General features: G+C 61.3%; 15 protein-coding genes and 1 pseudogene. 6 read left to right on the top strand and 10 right to left on the bottom strand.

Going from position 1 to position 15,199, the window contains the following annotated elements; genetic code table 11:
• The 7 genes from EN884_RS05225 to EN884_RS05195 form a co-directional block, all read right to left on the bottom strand.
• Positions 1 to 659, bottom strand: a 659-nt coding sequence (locus EN884_RS05225) for an AAA family ATPase (protein WP_164894927.1), incomplete at its 3' end; no start/stop codon positions are given.
• A gap of 82 nt (positions 660 to 741) precedes the next feature.
• The gene (gene dnaN / locus EN884_RS05220; RefSeq protein WP_013527877.1) at positions 742 to 1,860 is read right to left on the bottom strand and encodes a DNA polymerase III subunit beta; all 1,119 of its coding nucleotides are present in this window, start codon (positions 1,858 to 1,860) and stop codon (positions 742 to 744) included.
• A 303-nt stretch (positions 1,861 to 2,163) separates the two neighbouring features.
• Positions 2,164 to 3,639: a chromosomal replication initiator protein DnaA gene (gene dnaA / locus EN884_RS05215; RefSeq protein ID WP_127387494.1), complete on the bottom strand. Its 1,476-nt coding sequence runs from the start codon at positions 3,637 to 3,639 to the stop codon at positions 2,164 to 2,166.
• Positions 3,640 to 4,564: 925 nt separating this feature from the next.
• Positions 4,565 to 4,831 carry a 30S ribosomal protein S20 gene (gene rpsT / locus EN884_RS05210; protein WP_013533694.1) on the bottom strand — a complete coding sequence of 89 codons (267 nt, stop codon included), beginning with the start codon at positions 4,829 to 4,831 and terminating at the stop codon, positions 4,565 to 4,567.
• 182 nt (positions 4,832 to 5,013) lie between these two features.
• Entirely contained in the window at positions 5,014 to 5,787 is a 774-nt protein-coding gene (locus EN884_RS05205; protein ID WP_013533693.1) for an enoyl-CoA hydratase, read from the bottom strand.
• Between the two features lie 131 nt (positions 5,788 to 5,918).
• Positions 5,919 to 6,809, bottom strand: a complete 891-nt coding sequence (gene mutM / locus EN884_RS05200) for a bifunctional DNA-formamidopyrimidine glycosylase/DNA-(apurinic or apyrimidinic site) lyase (protein WP_013533692.1) — start codon at positions 6,807 to 6,809, stop codon at positions 5,919 to 5,921.
• Positions 6,802 to 8,043, bottom strand: a complete 1,242-nt coding sequence (locus tag EN884_RS05195) for a phosphopentomutase (protein WP_013533691.1) — start codon at positions 8,041 to 8,043, stop codon at positions 6,802 to 6,804. The genes mutM and EN884_RS05195 overlap by 8 nt, the downstream gene beginning before the upstream one ends.
• 308 nt (positions 8,044 to 8,351) lie before the next feature.
• On the opposite strand from EN884_RS05195, the gene EN884_RS05190 reads away from it, so the two are divergent.
• A complete protein-coding gene (locus EN884_RS05190; RefSeq protein ID WP_063169997.1) occupies positions 8,352 to 9,272 on the top strand; it encodes a PhnD/SsuA/transferrin family substrate-binding protein in 921 nt (306 codons plus the stop codon).
• 34 nt (positions 9,273 to 9,306) lie between these two features.
• On the opposite strand, the gene EN884_RS05185 is transcribed toward EN884_RS05190, so the two are convergent.
• From EN884_RS05185 to EN884_RS05175, 3 genes are all read right to left on the bottom strand, one after another.
• Positions 9,307 to 9,930, bottom strand: a complete 624-nt coding sequence (locus tag EN884_RS05185) for a TadE/TadG family type IV pilus assembly protein (protein ID WP_318014161.1) — start codon at positions 9,928 to 9,930, stop codon at positions 9,307 to 9,309.
• Between the two features lie 32 nt (positions 9,931 to 9,962).
• Positions 9,963 to 10,544, bottom strand: a complete 582-nt coding sequence (locus EN884_RS05180; protein ID WP_063169998.1) for a TadE/TadG family type IV pilus assembly protein — start codon at positions 10,542 to 10,544, stop codon at positions 9,963 to 9,965.
• A 137-nt stretch (positions 10,545 to 10,681) separates the two neighbouring features.
• Positions 10,682 to 11,104, bottom strand: a complete 423-nt coding sequence (locus EN884_RS05175; RefSeq protein WP_013533687.1) for a pilus assembly protein N-terminal domain-containing protein — start codon at positions 11,102 to 11,104, stop codon at positions 10,682 to 10,684.
• 334 nt (positions 11,105 to 11,438) lie between these two features.
• On the opposite strand from EN884_RS05175, the gene EN884_RS05170 reads away from it, so the two are divergent.
• From EN884_RS05170 to EN884_RS05150, 5 genes and pseudogenes are all read left to right on the top strand, one after another.
• Positions 11,439 to 11,621: a Flp family type IVb pilin gene (locus EN884_RS05170; RefSeq protein ID WP_013533686.1), complete on the top strand. Its 183-nt coding sequence runs from the start codon at positions 11,439 to 11,441 to the stop codon at positions 11,619 to 11,621.
• A gap of 172 nt (positions 11,622 to 11,793) precedes the next feature.
• Positions 11,794 to 12,312 carry a prepilin peptidase gene (locus EN884_RS05165; protein WP_013533685.1) on the top strand — a complete coding sequence of 173 codons (519 nt, stop codon included), beginning with the start codon at positions 11,794 to 11,796 and terminating at the stop codon, positions 12,310 to 12,312.
• A 213-nt stretch (positions 12,313 to 12,525) separates the two neighbouring features.
• Positions 12,526 to 13,338 carry a Flp pilus assembly protein CpaB gene (gene cpaB, locus EN884_RS05160; RefSeq protein ID WP_013533684.1) on the top strand — a complete coding sequence of 271 codons (813 nt, stop codon included), beginning with the start codon at positions 12,526 to 12,528 and terminating at the stop codon, positions 13,336 to 13,338.
• Positions 13,335 to 14,855 carry a type II and III secretion system protein family protein gene (locus tag EN884_RS05155; protein WP_013533683.1) on the top strand — a complete coding sequence of 507 codons (1,521 nt, stop codon included), beginning with the start codon at positions 13,335 to 13,337 and terminating at the stop codon, positions 14,853 to 14,855. The genes cpaB and EN884_RS05155 overlap by 4 nt, the downstream gene beginning before the upstream one ends.
• Before the next feature lie 14 nt (positions 14,856 to 14,869).
• Positions 14,870 to 15,139 (top strand): annotated as a pseudogene (locus EN884_RS05150) (CpaD family pilus assembly lipoprotein); the annotation flags it as partial.
• Positions 15,140 to 15,199: the final 60 nt, after the last annotated feature.

Here is a 15,199-nt window from a genome sequence, read left to right as displayed (position 1 = left end):
GTGTCGGGCAGCCTGTCGATCATGGCGGCCAGCAGGCGCACCATCTCGGCGCGCGCCGCGGCAATCGCCACACCGGTTTCGGCCATCTGCGTCTCGATAGCGTCGAACCAGCGGTCGTCCCGAGAGCTTTCGGTAAGCAGTCGGTTACGACCGCGCATCGCCTTCTCGTAGTCGATCGCACGTTGCCCGTGGCCGGGGTCGATCGCCAGCACCAGCCGGTCGAGGAAGCGCCGGCGATCCGCGGCCGGTCCGGTGAATAACGCGTCCATGGCTGGCGTCAGCCAAACCACGCGCAGCCATTCCAGCATGTCCTCGGCCGAACGCGCCGAAGCTCCGTTGATGCGTACCCGCCTGCCGCCTTCGCCGGCGGTGTCACCGCCGGAAATGCCTGTTCCGATCTCGACCTGGCCATCAGGTCCGTCGAGCCGGGCATGCAGCGCAAAGCCGCCGTCGCCGCCCTCGCGCGCGACATCGGCGTAGGGCGCGCGGCGCAAGCCACGTCCCGGTGTCAAAAAGGAGATCGCTTCGAGGAGATTGGTCTTGCCGGCGCCGTTGTCGCCGGAAAAAACCACGGCACCTGGCGCCAGATCGATCGTCAGCGCCGCATAGTTGCGGAAATTAGTAAGTGTTAGCTTACTTATATGGTTCTGTGCCGGCAACCGCTATCCGCCTATAGAAGTCGCCGTAAATATCGCGCTTGCCGCCGGTCCACAACAGGACCGAAGTGCTGACACCGCGCCGCTACACGCGCATCGGCATCAGCACATAGAGTGCGGTCTCGTCGGCCATGTCGTGGATCAGCGTCGGCGAACCGGCATCCGCCAGCATGAACTTGGCCTCCGTGCCGGTCAGCTGCGCGGCAACGTCGAGCAGGTACTTGGCGTTGAAGCCGATCTCGATCGGATCGGATGAATAGTCAGCGGACAGTTCTTCGGTGGCGCTGCCTGAATCCGGATTGTTGACCGCAAGCGTCACCTGACCCTCGCTGATCGACAGCTTCACCGCGCGACCGCGTTCGGAAGAGATGGTCGAAACACGATCGACGGCGGCGGCAAAGCTCTGGCGGTCGATGATCAGCTTCTTGTCGTTGCCTGTCGGAATGACCCGCTGATAATCGGGGAAGGTGCCGTCGATCAGCTTCGAGGTCAAAACCACGCTGCCGATGGTGAAGCGGATCTTGGTGTCCGACAGTTCGGTGGTCACCGCAACATCCGGATCGTCGACAAGCTTCTGCAGCTCGCTCACCGTCTTGCGCGGAATGATGATGCCCGGCATGCCCTCGGAACCCGCCGGCGCGTCGATCTCGGCGCGCGCCAGGCGGTGGCCGTCGGTCGCCACCGAGCGCAGCTTCAGCTTGCCGCCAACCTCATGCGTGTGCAGGTAGATGCCGTTCAGGTAATAGCGTGTCTCCTCGGTGGAGATGGCGAACTGGGTCTTCTCGATCAGGCCTTTCAGGGCAACCGAGTCGAGACGGAAGATATGCGAGAAGGATCCGGCCGAAAGCTCCGGGAAGTCGGATTGCGGCAGGCACTGAAGGCGGAAGCTCGAGCGGCCGGACGTCACCGTCATGGCGTTGCCGTCCTCGTCCGTCTTCAGCATCACCTCGGCGCCATCGGCGAGCTTGCGCACGATGTCGTAGAGCAGATGTGCCGGGACCGTCGTCGCCCCGCCGCGCTCCACCTTGGCGGGCGTCGCTTCGGTCACCTCGAGGTCGAGATCGGTTGCCTTCATTTCAAGGCTGGCGCCTTCGGCGCCGAGCAGCACGTTGGACAGGATCGGTATGGTGTTTCGCCGCTCGACCACACGATGGACGTGGTTGAGCGACTTCAGGAGATTTGACCGTTCCAGGATAACACGCATGACGAAACAGGCTCGCTTGAATGAATGACGGGTCACCAGTGAGCGGCGTCCCGCGAAAGGTCTGAATAGGCTCAGAATCTGCGTAAACTGACAGGAAAAAACCAGCAAACGCAAGCCCGCGCCGCCGGTTCAGGCCGGCTACGCGGGCTTTCTGGGGATAACGCGCCCGAAGTCCGCGAGCCAGTGTCGAAAAACCGAAATCCAGATCGCTTCCAGGCGATGCCACGAGCCCGATGCAGGCCCGGCGCCGCACTGGCAAGCCATTGAATCCCGGCGTTGTTTCGGTTCGGCCCTCCCGGAGGGTCAGGCCTGATCGTTGATCAGCCGCCTCAGAAGCTCAAGTTCCTGCGCCAGCGTGTTGTCGTTGCCGGAAAGGTCCTCGATCTTGCGCACGGCATGCAGCACCGTGGTGTGATCGCGGCCGCCGAAACGCCGTCCGATCTCGGGTAGCGAGCGCGGCGTCATCACCTTCGACAGGTACATGGCGACCTGCCGCGGCTTGACGATGGTGCGCGTGCGCCGGTTGGACAGCAATTCGGTCTTCGACACATTGTAGTGACGCGCCACGATGCGCTGGATGTCCTCGATACGGACACGCTTCGGCTCGCCTGTGCGATAGATGTGGCCGAGGATTTCGTCGATCCGGTCGATGGTGATCTGCGGCTCGAAGGATTGACGGAACAAAAGCTGATTGAAGGCGCCTTCCAGCTCGCGTCCGCTGCCGGTCACGGTGCGGGCGACGTGATTGAGGATCTCCTCCGAAATGTCGAGGGATGCGTCGTCGCTCCTGGCCGTGGCAAGGCGCAATTTGAGCATGCCGAGGCGCATGGCGAAATCGGGCGCCGACATTTCAAGCGCGACACCGCCATTGAGGCGCGAACGGACCCGCGGTTCGAGCGATTCCAGTTCCGATGGTGGCCGGTCGGCAGCGACGACGACCTGCTTGGCGCTGTCGAGCAGCATGTTGATCAGGTGGCAGAATTCATGCTGGATCGACTTGCCCTGCAGGAACTGCATGTCGTCGATGATGAGCAGGTCGATGTCGCGCAGCTGCTCCTTGAGCGTCAGAGCGTTGTTGTCGCGGATCGCGGTGGCAAAGCGCCACATGAAATACTCGGCCGTGAGATAGACGACGCGCGACTTGGGGTTCTGCTTCAGCGATTCCGCGGCGATGGCCTGCAGCAAATGGGTCTTGCCGAGCCCGACGGTTGCGTGAAGGAAGAGCGGATTGAAACGCACCGCGCTCGATTGCGATTCCGCCACTGCCTTGGCGGCGGCGAAGGCCACCCGGTTCGACGGCCCCTCGATGAAAGAGCCGAACGTGTAGCGTGGATCGAGCGGTGACCCCAGAACGTTGTGGCGGAATTCGCTCTCGATGGGTGTGCCCGGACGCGGAGTCGATGCGCGCTCCACCCGGCTGGGGCTGACTGTGCCTGCGGCAAGCGCCGTCTGCGTCTGCCGTGTCACCTTGCTGCGTGCCGGCGTTACCTCTGGCTCGGCCTGGGCGCGTCCCTGACGGGTTGCCGTGCGCACGACGATGTCTATCTTGAGAAGATCGGGATCCTCCTGCTTCCACAGCTCGGAGATGAGGTCGAGATAGTGGCCGTTGATCCATGAGCGCAGGAAGGCGGTAGGCACCGAGATGCGGACAATGCCCTTGGAAGCCTCGGCGACTTTCATGCGGCCAAACCAGCTCGAATAGACTTCGGTTCCCAGGCGCGCCTTCAACTGGGTCTTGACCCGGTCGAATTTCTGTTCCGCGTCGCTGGACACCGCCATGTCGTTTGCTCCGATCAAAGTTCCAGGAAATGGGAGGTCGCCCGTAAGTTCCCTTTCGATGCCGCTCTGCATGATCTTTTCCTTGTCCTTCCGTACCTGTTTTCCGCCGGGGATGCGCCTCCTGCATCCGGTTCCGGCGACCTAAGTCTTTGCTACGATGTCCGCTGCCGCCGCCGGCAGGTGAACGTCGCCCATTATCCGTGGGAACCGGTGCCGGCCCATGGAAGCCAGTCCGCGTTGGGTATGTCAGGGCAATACAACACCGTCCGGCGAAAAGAGCGCCGGCGCGCCGTCTACCTGCCATGTCTAGTTACGCCAGTCCCCTACCGTATCGAAAAAGACAAACCAAAGCCGTCCGCGGACTTGATCCGCGTTGCAAATCCCGCCAATTTAAGCTGGCCGATTCAGGCTTGGGTTAAGAGCCAGAGCCCGTCCCTTTCGATAGATCGACACTACCGAAATCGCTGTGGATAGGGCAAGGCCACGTCTAACGGATTTTTAAGGAATCTGGTTAGTGGAGGCGGGTTCGAGTGGCATGCCGCGACGGCACATTTTAACAAAGCCATTGTGATTCAAACCCTTTTCCGGCGAATATGAAAAACCGGGCGCTGACAGAAATATTCTGAAATAATTCGCTTGACAGCGACTTCTCCCCGATCGGGCCAGTCCGGTGTGGACAAGCTGTGGATCACCATCTGTAAGCGTTTGAAAAATATAAGCTATTTTTGACAGCCAAGAATCATTAGGCCGGCGATTTTCAAGCGTGCCGATCAACAGCAGGCATGCATATGCCGGCAAACTATTCCCTATTGTGAAATCCGCATAAGACGCCGTTTCCGGACATTCTTTTTAAGTGCTTGCCGGCAAACGAAAAAACCCGGCACAAACGGCCGGGTTCGAAGAACGTCAGTCTAGGCAAGTAATGTCAGGCCGACAGTACCTTGACCCGCTGAGCCAGTCGCGACACCTTGCGGGACGCCGTGTTCTTGTGAATCACGCCCTTGGTTGCGGCGCGCATCAATTCCGGCTCCGCGATCTTGAAGGCAGCCTGTGCGGCAGCCTTGTCACCGGAGGCAAGCGCCTCTTCGACCTGGCGGATATAGGTGCGGACGCGCGAGCGACGGTTCTTGTTGATCGCTGCGCGGCGGACGATCTTGCGCGTTGCCTTTTTGGCCGAGGATGTATTGGCCATGATGCCTCTCTTCTGATCTGGTCGGCGCATGCGGGATGCCGCAGGGCGCAAAAAACAAACGGGCTGCCACAGGGCCGCCTCGGTTGGTGCGGCTTATAGTTCAGCTTTTCCGGCGCGTCAACGCTGCCTGGCCTTCTTTTTGGCGGCCAACAACCATCTTCTTCGAAGCCAAGGGATTGGCGTCAGCGGTTGGTGAAATTCGGCTTCCGCTTCTCGGCAAAGGCCGCCATGCCTTCCTTCTGATCGTCCAGTGCAAACAGCGAGTGAAACAGCCGGCGCTCGAACCGCAATCCCTCGGCAAGCGTCGTCTCGAAGGCGCGGTTGACAGCTTCCTTTGCCATCATCACCGATGGCAGCGAGAAAGCGGCGATCTTGGCCGCGGCCTTCAGCGCCTCCTCGACAAGTTCACCGGCAGGCACGACCCGCGACACCAGGCCAGAACGCTCGGCCTCGGCGGCATCCATCATCCGCCCGGTCAGGCACATGTCCATCGCCTTCGACTTGCCGACAAAGCGGGTCAGCCTTTGTGACCCGCCCATGCCTGGAATGACGCCGAGCGTGATCTCGGGCTGGCCGAACTTGGCCGTGTCGGCGGCGATGATGAAATCGCACATCATCGCCAGCTCGCAACCGCCGCCGAGTGCATAGCCCGCCACCGCCGCGATAATAGGCTTTCGCGCCCGCGTCAGTTCCTCCCAGCCGACGAAGAAGTCTTGGGCGTAGGCGTCCGCATAGGAGATGGACTGCATCTCCTTGATATCGGCGCCCGCCGCGAAAGCTTTTTCGGAACCGGTGATGACCATGGCGCCGATACCGGGATCGGCGCTGAACCCGTTCACGGCTGCCACCACCTCGGTCAGGATCTGGGAGTTCAGCGCGTTGAGCGCCTGCGGCCTGTTCAGCGTGATCAGCCCGACCTTGCCGTGCGTCTCGGTGATGATCGTCTCATAGCTCATGGCTGCTTCTCCTTGCTTACGCTCGTCTAGAGCGGTTCATCGTTTCACGGAAACGCAGAACCGCTCCATCTCCTTGTCTTGACCAATTTCGGACGGAAAACCGCCCCCGCTTTTGCTGGAATTGCTCTGACTCATCGCTGACATGTCCGGCAATAAAAGGTCGATCGGCCGCTCTGCACGACACGCTCGATGTGGCCGCCGCAACTGGGCTTGGAGCAGGCCTCGCCTTCGCGGTCGTAGACGGCGAAGGCGTGTTGGAAATAGCCCAGCGACCCATCGGTCTGCATATAGTCCCGCAGTGAGGAACCGCCGGCTGCGATCGCATCCGATATCACCGAACGAATGGCTTGCGCGAGGTGTTCGCTTTGGGCCTGGGCTTTCTTTCCGGGCCTGGCGATCGTGCCCGCCTCGCGCAGCGGCGACAGGCCCGCACGCCACAACGCCTCCGACACATAGATATTGCCGAGCCCGGCGATCAGCCTCTGGTCGAGAAGCGCTGCCTTCAGCGGTGATCTCCGCCCCTTCATCAATGAGGAAAGCAGCGCACCGTCCAATGTGTTGCCCGTAGGCTCGACGCCAAGTCCAGCCAGCATCGGATGAACGTCCGGCAGTCCTTCCGCAAACAACATGAAGCCGAAGCGGCGCGGATCATTGAAGATCACGCGCGATCGGGTACCGGCCGGAGACACGACATGGAAGACGACGTGGTCGTGATTGGAGCTCTTCGAGCGGTCGTGCCGGAAGATGCCGGGCATGTCGCTGCCATCGGCCGTCTCGATGCGGAATGAGCCCGACATGCCGAGATGGCAGATCAGCGCGGGGCCGCCTTCCAGGTCCATCGTCAGATACTTGGCCCGGCGGCCGAGTGCCGTGATCGTCTTGCCGGCCAGTCGCTGCGCGAATTTCTCGGGAAATGGAAAGCGCAGATCCGGTCGGCGCGCCTCGACGCGGGCGATGGTGGCGCCTTCCAGAACCAGCTGAAGTCCGCGCCGGACGGTTTCGACCTCCGGTAACTCAGGCATGACCGCCGATCGCCGCATAGAAAGAAGTGCCGTAGCGTCCGGGCGCCAGCCCGAGATGCTCGGCCACGGTTTCGCCGATGTCGGCGAATGTCGTTCTCAGTCCGATGTCGCCGCCCTTGAGACCCGGTCCAGTGCCGATCACCGGAACGCGCTCGCGCGTGTGATCGGTCCCGGCCCAGGTAGGGTCGTTGCCGTGGTCGGCCGTCAGGATGAGAAGATCGCCCTGCCGCAGCCTCGCAAATGCCTCCGGCAGCCGCAGGTCGAAGGCCTCGAGCGCTGCAGCATAGCCCGCGACATCGCGGCGGTGACCGAATTCGGTGTCGAAGTCGACGAAATTGGCGAAGACGAGGTCACCGTCGCCGGCATCATCCATCGCACCCAGCGCTTCGTCGAACATAGCCATGTTGCCTGCCGCCTTGCGCACTTGCGAAATTCCGCGATGGGCGAAGATGTCGCCGATCTTGCCGACGGCGATGACACGGCTGCCACGCGCCGTCAGCCGGTCGAGCAGGGTCGGTTCCGGCGGGGGCACGGCGTAGTCATGACGGTTGTATGTCCGCTCGAAAGTGGCGGTGGTTTCGCCGACGAACGGCCGCGCGATCACCCGTCCGATCCTGAGCGGGTCAACCAGCCTGCGCACCACCTGGCAGAATTCATAAAGCCGATCGAGGCCGAAATGGACTTCATGCGCGGCGATTTGCAGGACCGAGTCGACCGACGTGTAGCAGATCGGCTTGCCGGTCCGGATGTGTTCCTCGCCAAAGCGCTCGATGATTTCGGTGCCCGGCGCATGGCAATTGCCGAGAATGCCCGGCACCTTGCCTTCGCGGATCATCGCCTCGGTCAGTTCGGCCGGAAAGGCGGGAACCGTATCCGGGAAATAGCCCCAGTCGAGGCGCACCGGCAGGCCGGCGATCTCCCAATGGCCCGACGGCGTGTCCTTGCCGCTCGAAACCTCCTGTGCGGCGCCGTGAAAGGCAGTTGGGAGCAGATCCGTCCCGCTGCTGGCAAAGCCCAGCCCCGTTGCGGTTTCGGCAGCCTTGCCAAGCCCGAGCGAGGCCATCTGGGGGACAAACAGCGGTCCACTGCGAAGCCCTTCGCGATCCGCGCGGCCCTCTGCACAGGCTTCTGCGATGTGCGCGAATGTGTTGGCGCCGGCGTCGCCGTAGCGGTCGGCGTCGGCCGCTCCACCGATGCCGAAGGAGTCCAGAACGAAGAGGAAAGCGCGTGCCATCGAGTTGTTGCCAGTTTGACCGACCAGACATAGGGTTCCGCGACTTCATTGGCAATTCGGAAACCAAACGGCAACGGCTTGGCGTGATAGTCTGGTGCATGTCGCCCAAAAGTGCGCAGCGGTTTTGGGATAACGACATGCACAAACAGAGATGCATGTCGCCCAAAAGTGCGCAGCGGTTTTGGGATAACGACATGCACAAACAGAGATGCATGTCGCCCAACGGTGCGCAGCGGTTTTGGGCTGCGATATGCACAAATGCTCCGGGCATGGGCATGAATCGAGGACAACAGACCGTGGTTCCTGTCATGAGGGTTGCGCTGAAGACTTATGCCGCTCTCATGCTGGCGCAGGTCGCGCTCTGGTCAAATCCGGCGCATGCCGACTGGCGCGACGATATCGGCACGTTTCGCATCGGCATCGTTGCCGAGCCAGGCGCCGGCAACTCCGTTCCGGGGCTGGCACTGTTGACCGACGCCTACACCAAGGCCTTGGGCATGAAGGTCGAGTTTGTCGTTGCCCGCAACTATGCCGCGCTGATCGAGGCGCAGGCCAATGCCCGCATCGAATATGCGATCTATTCGGCCACCGCATATGCGACGGCCTCGCAGCGCTGCTTATGTATCGAACCGCTTGTGGCTCCGGTCGATTCAGACGGCGCGATCGGCATCCGCTCGGTTCTGCTGACGCGGGACGGCAAGCTGCCCGACCTTGCGGCGATGGACAGCCATCGTATCGCCATGGCGCCTCCTGACAGCGTCGGCGGTTCTCTCTTGCCATTGGCGGCGTTGGCGGCGGAAGGCCGCAAGATCGCGGAAGATGCACCGTTTCTGGTCCATGCCGATTCGGCCGCGGCGGCCGAGACGATGCTGGTCGACGGCAAAGCCGATGGCCTGTTCGGCTGGGTGACGGCCGCTGCCGACGGCCCGCGAGAACCGTCGGGCACGCAGGCGAGGTTGGAGGCGGCAGGGCTCTCGGTGACGGCGCTTCGGATCGTATGGACGTCGGGCCTGTTGAGATACGGCCCCCATGCGGTCCGCAGCGATCTCGACCCCGAAGCCAAGCGCCGGCTTGCCGTGTTCCTCACCAACCTCAAGTCGACGACGCCCGATATCTACGATCTCCTGGAATCGAAACATTCCGGCGGCTTCGCCACCGTGGCGCCAAAAGACTACGAGATGGCCGCTGCTATCGTGCGCTTCGTTTCGGACCGTGGGCCGCAGCAGTAGCTGGAGCGGCCTGCGCACGCCTGGCTGCCTCTGTTCAACAGTCGCTGCAAGGGATCGTCACGCTTCTGCGGGGGCGCAGAAAATAGGTTTCGCCCATGGTTATGTTGCTGAAAGCCGAGGTCAGCCCAAGCTTCTGTTGACTGCTCGCGCTCCACGCGATGACCGGCGTATAGCCGAGGTTACTTTCAACGCGGATGAGAAAAGTGTTGGCGACTCTGAGCGACGCCGGGATCGTTGTCTCGGTGGTGGCGGCGGCGCCAGGGCTGGCGACGCCGGCTACCAATTTGCGTGACCACACCACCAGTGCCCTCGTCGCATCGGCCGAGACCTGGATTGCCGTGACGGTGATGGTCGGATTTGAGCGGTTGTAGGGCTGAAGGGTGACGCTGCCGATCTGCATGATGGCGTCGACATCTGCCTTGAGGACGCTTGTCTGCTGGGTGACGAGATCGGCCACCATGCTGCCGATACGGCTGACCTTCTTGCTGGTCTCGATGGCTTGCGACGCTTCCATTGTGAGGAAATACATGATCAGCAGAATTGGCATGATCAACGCGAATTCGACCGCCGCGATGCCACGACGATCGGACCAGAACAGACTTGTTTTCCGCCAAACTCCCGTAATCATAAGATGTGCCCCCGCACGCATCATGCCCATTGCCCTTTTCTTATACTGCTCGTGCATTCCGCTCAGTTGTCGAACGGTTCGTTCTGCCAGGTCACCGATGCGAAGTGCAGCGTCTTGTTGCCGCCCATTGATTTGGCCAGCAGGTCGGTCATGATCGGCCATTTGTAAAAGACCCGCAGCATGTTCCTCGACTCCGCCGCACCCGCTGTCACTGAAAACGACTGGGTTGCGGTGCCTTTCGTCAATACGACATCGCCGTTCTGGATCTTGAAGCCGGCCGTGGCCGCATCCGCGAACGATGTATATTGGCGAAGATCCACCAGCAGTTGATTGGGACAATCCTGGGAAACGATGATCTGCAGTTTTGTGCAGATCATGTCCCGCAAGTTGGTTCCGGCGACGTCAACCGCCCTCAACTGGCCGGTGCGAAGCTTGCGCGCGACATCGTCGGTGATGTTGGCCATCACTTCCTGCGCGGCAAACGAGATGCAGCTTTCCAGAATGGCGAAGACAAGCAGCGCGAAGGGGACTGAAAGGATCGCGAATTCGATTGCCGTGGCGCCGCGCCGGTCACGAAGAAAACGGGCGAAAAACCTTGGGCATCTCACTTTGTGGTCGCCTGCGCGGCCGTATCCCTTGCTCATGTCCGATCCTGCCGATCTCTATGCGGTCTCGGAAGGACCATTAACGCAAACCGATTGAGGTCCGGTTTGGATGATCGTTAAAGTCGGCGCAGGCCTCTTAACCGGCCAATAACCGCACCGGCAGCCGGTCACGCCACCTATCGGCTGACGCTCATCTCCGCCTCGGAAGACTTCTCCGCTTCGCTCTTGTAGGAGCTTTCGCAATACGGCGTGCAGGACATCGTCTGGATTTCGGCACGCCGATAGATGCGCACCGACGAAGCAGCCTGCCGCACGACGGTAACCTGCTCATCGACGATGGGACTGCCGTCGGTATCGAGCACGACCAGATTGGTGACGCCGAAACCTTTGCCGGTGAGCACGATCGTCGAAGCGTCCTGCACGGAAGCGTCGGCGATTGCCGGGTTGCCGACCACGATGGTGTCTGCGGGACGCGACAGTTTGACGATCTTGGCCTGGTTCATCGTGACCTCGATGCCGGCGCCGGCCATGGCGGGCGCGACGAAGCTCGAGACGGCAAGAAGCGCGGCAATCAGGATTGACGATCTCGGCTGGGCCATTGAGGCGCTCCACGCAGGCGGACTGATCAACGGAACATGAACGAGATTGGTGAACCAACGGTTAAGCCTGCGATGTTGCCAATCCTGCAATGGCCGATAAGGGCGCCCCGCGAGGCGCGGTCCAGTCGGGGCGCAAGCCTGCCAAACCTGGGACTGGAAGGCGCGGCGGTACTTTAGCCCGAAGTTAACCACGCAATATGTTCGAACCGGGAAAGGAATCGGTAAGGCTGTTTCTTAAGCCGATCGAAAGAGCTTCTCCCTAGATTGGCAGCATCCGATCAACCATCACAGAAGTTGACGGAAGTGCTGTAACACGTGGAGTAGGAGCTCTCGAATGTCTAATCTCATCGCACGTTTTGTGAAGGACGAATCCGGCGCGACCGCTATCGAATATGGTCTGATCGCCGCTCTCATCGCGCTCGCCATCATCACTGGCGCCGGCACGCTCGGCAATGCGCTGAATGCCAAGTTCACCAACATTGGCAGCACCCTGAACAACGCGCCGACCGGCAGCTGATCGGCTTATCGCCGAGCACTTGCATCGCATTTTCTGGAAAAGGGCCGCCGCGTGGCGGCCTTTTTTATGCCGCTGCCAATATAGGTCGTCTTTTCGTTCCTGGCCTCATCAATCGTTAATCGAACATATCTTAGATTGAGCCCAATAAAATCGGACAATAGGCGTGGCGCCGATGCTTGAAGCCCTGATCTTCGTCGTCTTTCCGTTCTGCATGCTGTTTGCCGCGATCTCCGACATGCTGTCGATGACGATCGCCAACCGCGTGCCGGTGCTGCTCGTCGTCGTTTTCGCGCTGGTCGCGCCCCTTACAGGCATGGACTGGGCGGCCTATGGCGGACATTTCGCCGCCGGCGCCCTGGTCCTGGCCGTGACGTTCGGCCTGTTTGCAATAGGCGGCATGGGCGGCGGCGACGCCAAGCTTCTGGCCGCAACCGCGATGTGGATGGGCCTCAATGTCAATCTCGTGGAGTATCTTGTCGCCTCGACAATCATCGGCGGCCTGCTGACGCTCGCGATCATCCTCTACCGGAAGTCGATGCTTGCGGCCGTTACCGGCCAAAATCCGTTTCTGCGCCATTTCGCCGACGAGGCAAAAGGCGTTCCCTATGGCGTCGCGCTCGGCCTTGGCGGGTTGCTGACCTATCCGGACTCGCCTTTGATGATATGGGCGCTGGCCAGGCTGGCGGCCTGACCACGATATTATTTTATTGTCTGTCAGCATTGCCGAGACCCCGTTCTCAACGGGGTCGGCCCGGCTGTTTTGGCCGGTCCGGCTATAGTCCGGCTAATTTATGTAAACGTTAAATTAATCACGATCGTAAGCATTACATTAACCTTGTTTTGACGATTGCCGCTGCAAAGTCCGGCTTGGCTACGTGGTTTGCCAGGGCAAGGGTTCGGACAGATGCCAGCATCGCGATTGATAATTCTGAGCGTGGCGGTGGCCGCGGCGGGTGGCGCTGGCTATGTCGCGAAGAACATGGTGGCACCGCCGCCCCAGGTCGTCGTTGATTCCGCTCCCCAGGCCCCGGCAGTGGCACTCCAGGATGTGCTTGTGCTTTCAGGCGACGTTCCGATGGGCAGCCCGATCCAAAACAACATCGCCTGGCAATCCTGGCCCGCCGACGGCGTCAACGCGAATTTCATCACCCGCACCGCCGAGCCCGAGGCGCTGGACAAGCTGAAGGGTTCCATTGCCCGTGTGGCGATGTATGCCGGAGAGCCGCTGCGGCGTTCCAAGCTGATCGGGGAGGGGCAGAGCTTCATGTCGTCGATCCTGCCTTCCGGCATGCGGGCGGTCGCCACGGCCATCTCGGCCGACACGTCGGCCGGCGGCTTCATTCTTCCCAACGATTTCGTCGACGTCATCATGACCCGCAGGGCCGATGCCGCCAGCGGTGCCGCCGGCTTCAACACCGAGACCATCCTCAAGAACATCCGCGTCCTGGCCATCGACCAGACCATTCAGGAGGACGAGGAAGGCAAGAAGACCAGGGTGGGCCAGACCGCCACGCTGGAACTGACGCCCAAGCAGGCGGAGATTATCACCGTCGCCCAGCAGATGGCGGATCGCCTGACCCTGGCGCTGCGGGCGGTCGCGGACACGCAGGAAAAGAATGTGGGTGAGGCCGACTATCTCGTTTCCGGCAATGGCCGCAGGGGAACGGTGAGGCTGATCAAGTCGGGCGAAGTTTCCGAAGTGGGAGCAAGGAAATGAAGCTAGGTGGCAAACTGCCGGCAATCGTAGCCGCGGCATTCGGCCTGCTGCTCGTCGGAACGAATGTGCAAGGCAGCGTCGTCGAGGCAAAGAACGCGCAGGTCACGGCATCGACGGCCACCCAGCGCGTCAAGCTCGGCCTCAACAAGTCGGTGGTCATCGACCTGCCGAGCGATGCCTATGACATTCTCGTCGCCAATCCGGCGGTTGCCGATGCGGTGACCCGCACCGCAAGGCGCATCTATCTGTTCGGCAAGGCGGTCGGCGAGACGAACATCTTTGTCTTCGGCCCCAATGGCGAGCAGATCGTCAGCCTGGACCTGGCCGTCGAACGCGACGTTGCCGGCCTTGAAGATTATATCAGGCGCTTCCTGCCGACGTCGGCTGTCAAGGTGGAACTGCTGAACGACAACGTCGTTCTCACAGGAACCGTGGATACCCCCCTGGATGCCAAGCGCGCCGAACAGTTGGCGAACATGTTCGTGTCGGGTGGTGAAGCGACGACGGGACAATATTCGCAGACCGCGGCTGGCGGCTCGGCCCAGAGCGGTGTCGACATCAACAATCCGGACCAGGAGCGCCGCACCAGCCAGATCGTCAACCTGATCCAGATCATTGGCGACGACCAGGTCACGCTGAAGGTCACGGTCGCCGAAGTCAGCCGCTCGGTGATGAAGCAGCTCGGCGTCAACATGGTTGGCAGCGGCGGCAGCAACGGCATTAGTTACGGCGCAATCAGCGACAACTTCACGGGTCTCGGCAAACAGCTGTCGAATTCCGGCTTTCAAATCGGCGCTTCAGGACTGCAGGCTTATGTGAACGCTATGGAGCAGTCCGGGGTGATGAAGACCTTGGCCGAGCCGACCTTGACGGCTGTGTCGGGCGAGAAGGCAACCTTCAAGGTCGGCGGTGAATACAATATGGTCACGGGTGTCTCGGCAAATGTATCGCAAGACAACCAGACCGGCCTGAAGACCTACAGCGTCGAAAAGATCGAGTACGGCATCGGCCTGGAATTCCAGCCGGTTGTGTTGTCTCCCGGCCGCATAAGTTTGAAAGTCAGGACGTCGGTTTCCGAGCCGACAACCGAGGGATCCGTATCGTTCTCCTCAGGCGTGACGAGTCCCGGCATGAATGCCCTGTCGCTGCGCAAGCGCCTTGCCGACACAACGGTGGAATTGCCATCCGGTGGCTCCATGATGATCGCCGGCCTGGTTCGCGACGATGTCAGGCAAGCCGTCAACGGATTGCCTGGATTGACAAAGATCCCGGTGCTTGGCGCGCTCTTCCGCAGCAGGGATTTCGTGCGAAACGAGACCGAGCTCGTCATCATCATCACGCCCTATCTGGTTAAGCCGGTGGCGCGCAACGACCTTGCCAAGCCGGACGACAATTTCAACGCCGCCAGCGATGGCGCCGGCATGTTCCTTGGCCGCGTCAATCGCGTCTACGGCACCATGCAGACCGACAAGCCCAATGGCCGCTACCACGGCGTTGTCGGCTTCATCTACAAGTAAGCGGGGAAGCGGACATGTCTCAGTCAGCATTGAAGGCAAGCACCATCGCCGCAACGACCCGTCTCGGCCGTTCACGGGTCTGCCGGCGAGCCGTTCCTGTCCTGGCGGTTGCGGTGGCGGCGCTGCTCGCCGGCTGCGCCCAGCGCGACAGCATCACGGTCGGCGCCATTCCGGACGATTACCGCACCAACCATCCGATCGTCATCGCCGAGAAGAATCAGAAGATCGACCTGCCTGTCGGCGCCGGTGACCGCGGCATGACCGGCTCCCAGCGCGATACGCTCGGGACCTGGATCGTCAGCGTCGGGGCGGCACTTCTGTCATAGCCATCCAGGAAGCCAAGA

It is taken from the genome of Mesorhizobium sp. M7A.F.Ca.AU.001.01.1.1, from assembly GCF_004022735.1.
GTDB classification, from domain to species: Bacteria; Pseudomonadota; Alphaproteobacteria; order Rhizobiales; family Rhizobiaceae; genus Mesorhizobium; species Mesorhizobium ciceri.
This window is presented reverse-complemented; position numbering and strand designations above follow the sequence as displayed.

What these genes read in the sequence shown, in the direction of transcription:
- EN884_RS05185 (WP_318014161.1), bottom strand. Translation starts at nt 9,930, where the DNA reads ATGGGCATGATGCGTGCGGGGGCACATCTTATGATTACGGGAGTTTGG.
- mutM (WP_013533692.1), bottom strand. Translation starts at nt 6,809, where the DNA reads ATGCCTGAGTTACCGGAGGTCGAAACCGTCCGGCGCGGACTTCAGCTG.
- dnaA (WP_127387494.1), bottom strand. Translation starts at nt 3,639, where the DNA reads ATGGCGGTGTCCAGCGACGCGGAACAGAAATTCGACCGGGTCAAGACC.
- dnaN (WP_013527877.1), bottom strand. Translation starts at nt 1,860, where the DNA reads ATGCGTGTTATCCTGGAACGGTCAAATCTCCTGAAGTCGCTCAACCAC.
- EN884_RS05205 (WP_013533693.1), bottom strand. Translation starts at nt 5,787, where the DNA reads ATGAGCTATGAGACGATCATCACCGAGACGCACGGCAAGGTCGGGCTG.
- EN884_RS05155 (WP_013533683.1), top strand. Translation starts at nt 13,335, where the DNA reads ATGAAGCTAGGTGGCAAACTGCCGGCAATCGTAGCCGCGGCATTCGGC.
- rpsT (WP_013533694.1), bottom strand. Translation starts at nt 4,831, where the DNA reads ATGGCCAATACATCCTCGGCCAAAAAGGCAACGCGCAAGATCGTCCGC.
- EN884_RS05175 (WP_013533687.1), bottom strand. Translation starts at nt 11,104, where the DNA reads ATGGCCCAGCCGAGATCGTCAATCCTGATTGCCGCGCTTCTTGCCGTC.
- EN884_RS05180 (WP_063169998.1), bottom strand. Translation starts at nt 10,544, where the DNA reads ATGAGCAAGGGATACGGCCGCGCAGGCGACCACAAAGTGAGATGCCCA.
- EN884_RS05165 (WP_013533685.1), top strand. Translation starts at nt 11,794, where the DNA reads ATGCTTGAAGCCCTGATCTTCGTCGTCTTTCCGTTCTGCATGCTGTTT.
- EN884_RS05170 (WP_013533686.1), top strand. Translation starts at nt 11,439, where the DNA reads ATGTCTAATCTCATCGCACGTTTTGTGAAGGACGAATCCGGCGCGACC.
- cpaB (WP_013533684.1), top strand. Translation starts at nt 12,526, where the DNA reads ATGCCAGCATCGCGATTGATAATTCTGAGCGTGGCGGTGGCCGCGGCG.
- EN884_RS05195 (WP_013533691.1), bottom strand. Translation starts at nt 8,043, where the DNA reads ATGGCACGCGCTTTCCTCTTCGTTCTGGACTCCTTCGGCATCGGTGGA.
- EN884_RS05190 (WP_063169997.1), top strand. Translation starts at nt 8,352, where the DNA reads ATGAGGGTTGCGCTGAAGACTTATGCCGCTCTCATGCTGGCGCAGGTC.